This window comes from Streptomyces rectiviolaceus, assembly GCF_039533825.1.
Lineage (GTDB): Bacteria > Actinomycetota > Actinomycetes > Streptomycetales > Streptomycetaceae > Streptomyces > Streptomyces rectiviolaceus.
In genome coordinates this window covers 1-2,108 of record NZ_BAAAUG010000096.1, presented here as the reverse complement: position 1 = coordinate 2,108, position 2,108 = coordinate 1, and the positions used below count along the sequence as shown (strand labels likewise).

Sequence of the window (2,108 nt, the reverse complement as noted above, 5' to 3'; positions counted from 1 at the left end):
CCCCGCTGTAACTGGCCGCACGGCCTCAGCGCCCCCCCTGCTCGCCGCTCCGCGGCGGATGCTCCCCGCCCACCCACCCGTTCACCCCGCAGCGCGCCTCCGACGCAGGAGCAACACGTCAGGGTGGCACTGCGGGGTAATCGGGTGGGTGGGCGGGAAAGATCCGCCGCGCAGCGGCGGCACAGGCTGGGGCGGCGTCGCTTCAGGGTTGGGGTTGTGTGGCCCGTAGTGCGTCCAGGAGTGCCCGTACCGCCGGGCGGTCCGGCGCCGCCCCCCGTACCGCCGCGTAGATCGAACGCATCGGCACCGGGTTGTGGACCTCGCGTACGACCACTCCGGAGTGGGGCGCGTCCAGGCCGAGTTGCGGGACCAGGGTCACGCCGAGGCCCGCGGCGACGAAGCCCTGCGCCGTGGCGTAGTCCCCGCTCTCCACCACGAAGTCCGGGCTGAAGCCCGCCGCGCCGCACGCGTCGAGGATCGGGTCGAGACAGGGGCCGGGCGACTCGCTCGCGACCCACGGCTCGTCGGCCAGGTCCGTCATCTCGAGAAGCTGCTTCGCGGCGAGCGGGTGCCCCTCGGGGAGTACGGCGTGGTAGCGGTCGTCCAGGAGGTGCTCGAACCGGACCCCGTCCACGCCCGGTTGGCCCCGCGGCCTGACCACCAGGGCGAGATCGGCCTGCCGGTCCCGCACCGCCGGCATCGGGTCGTCTGGGTCCGACAGCTTCAACTCGACCTGCACACCGGGCTGAGCGCGCCGCAGCGCGGCCAGCGCCGGGGCGACCAGCGTCGCCCCTGCCGTCGTGAAGTACCGCATGGAAACCCGCCCCGTCCGCCCCGCCCGCAGCTCGGCGAGCGCGGTCTCCGCCTCGGCGAGCTGCTTGCCGATTGCGACCGCGTACTCGGTGAGCAGCCGCCCGGCGTCCGTCGCCCGCACCCCGCGGCCGGTGCGCTCCAGGAGGGCGATGCCCGCCTCCTTCTCCAGGGCGGCCATCTGCTGGCTCACCGCGGAGGGCGTGTACCCGAGGTTGCGTGCCGCGGCGGTCACGGAGCCGCTGGTGACCACTGCCCGGAGGACCTGCATACGCCGCGTATCAAGCATGCAGTCCAGCTTAACTCTGCCCCGAAACCCTTACGTACAACTAATAGGGCAGGTGAGTGGCCGGTGGATAAGGTCAACCGCGTCACCAACGAAGGAGCGGATCATGTCCTACCCGGAGCCCCGCTATCTCGGCGAAGAAGGCGAAATCAACGCGGTGTTCAGGCCCGCCGACCAGGAGCCCGAGCTCGTCCGGCCCGGCGGCAACCGCACGCACTACCTCGCGACACACGCCTCCACCGGCGGCGAATTCGGCCTCTACAAGGTGGATCTGGGCCCGAAGTCCCCCGGCCCGAGCACCCATTTCCACAAGTCGATCTCGGAGTCCTTCTTCGTCCTGTCCGGCCAGGTCCAGCTCTACAACGGCGAGCGCTGGATCACCGGCGGCCCCGGCGACTTCCTCTACGTCCCCGTCGGCGGCCTGCACGCCTTCAAGAACGACAGCGACGACCCCGCCTCCATGATCATGCTCTTCTCGCCGGGCGCCCCGCGCGAGGAGTACTTCGAGCAGGTGGCGGAGATGGCCCAGAAGGGCGGCAAGGAGTTCGGCGAGTTCCTCGTCAAGCACGACAGCTTCTTCGTGGAGCAGTGAGGTGTGGAGCAGTGAAGTGAGGACCGCTCGGTGAGAATCTGCCTGCTCGGCCCGGTCAGGGCCACCGCCGACGACGCGACGCCGGTCGGTGTGGGCGGCGTACGGCTGCGCATGCTGCTCGCCAGGCTCGCCCTCGAAGAGGGGCGTCCGGTCTCCGTCGAGGCGCTCGTCGACGGCCTGTGGGGCGAGCAGCCGCCTGCGGACGCGGGCAACGCCTTGCAGGCGCTGGTGTCCCGGCTGCGCAAGGCCCTGCGCGGTGCCGGGACGGTGGACTCGGTCGCGGGCGGCTACCGCGTCGCGGTGGACGCCGACGACGTGGACACCCACCGCTTCGAGGAGCTGGCCGGGCAGGGCAGGCGTGAACTGGCCGCGGGCCGCCTCGACGAGGCCGCGTCGACGCTCGGCGACGCGCTCGCGCTG

3 protein-coding genes are annotated in these 2,108 nt (G+C 71.7%); 2 read left to right on the top strand and 1 reads right to left on the bottom strand.

Annotated elements, in window-relative coordinates; translation table 11 throughout:
* Nucleotides 1–202: 202 nt before the first annotated feature.
* A complete protein-coding gene (locus ABD378_RS26390; RefSeq protein ID WP_344524479.1) occupies nt 203–1,099 on the bottom strand; it encodes a LysR family transcriptional regulator in 897 nt (298 codons plus the stop codon).
* Nucleotides 1,100–1,202: 103 nt separating this feature from the next.
* On the opposite strand from ABD378_RS26390, the gene ABD378_RS26385 reads away from it, so the two are divergent.
* Together ABD378_RS26385 and ABD378_RS26380 are read left to right on the top strand one after the other, a co-directional pair.
* Complete coding sequence (locus tag ABD378_RS26385) at nt 1,203–1,688, top strand: cupin domain-containing protein (RefSeq protein WP_344524477.1); 486 nt, start codon at nt 1,203–1,205, stop codon at nt 1,686–1,688.
* 30 nt (nt 1,689–1,718) lie between these two features.
* Nucleotides 1,719–2,108 (top strand): AfsR/SARP family transcriptional regulator (locus tag ABD378_RS26380; RefSeq protein ID WP_344524475.1); only part of this gene is annotated, 390 nt, incomplete at its 3' end.

Bases quoted from the DNA above. Each gene is read 5' to 3' on its own strand.
- ABD378_RS26390 (WP_344524479.1), bottom strand. From the start codon at position 1,099: ATGCTTGATACGCGGCGTATGCAGGTCCTCCGGGCAGTGGTCACCAGC.
- ABD378_RS26385 (WP_344524477.1), top strand. From the start codon at position 1,203: ATGTCCTACCCGGAGCCCCGCTATCTCGGCGAAGAAGGCGAAATCAAC.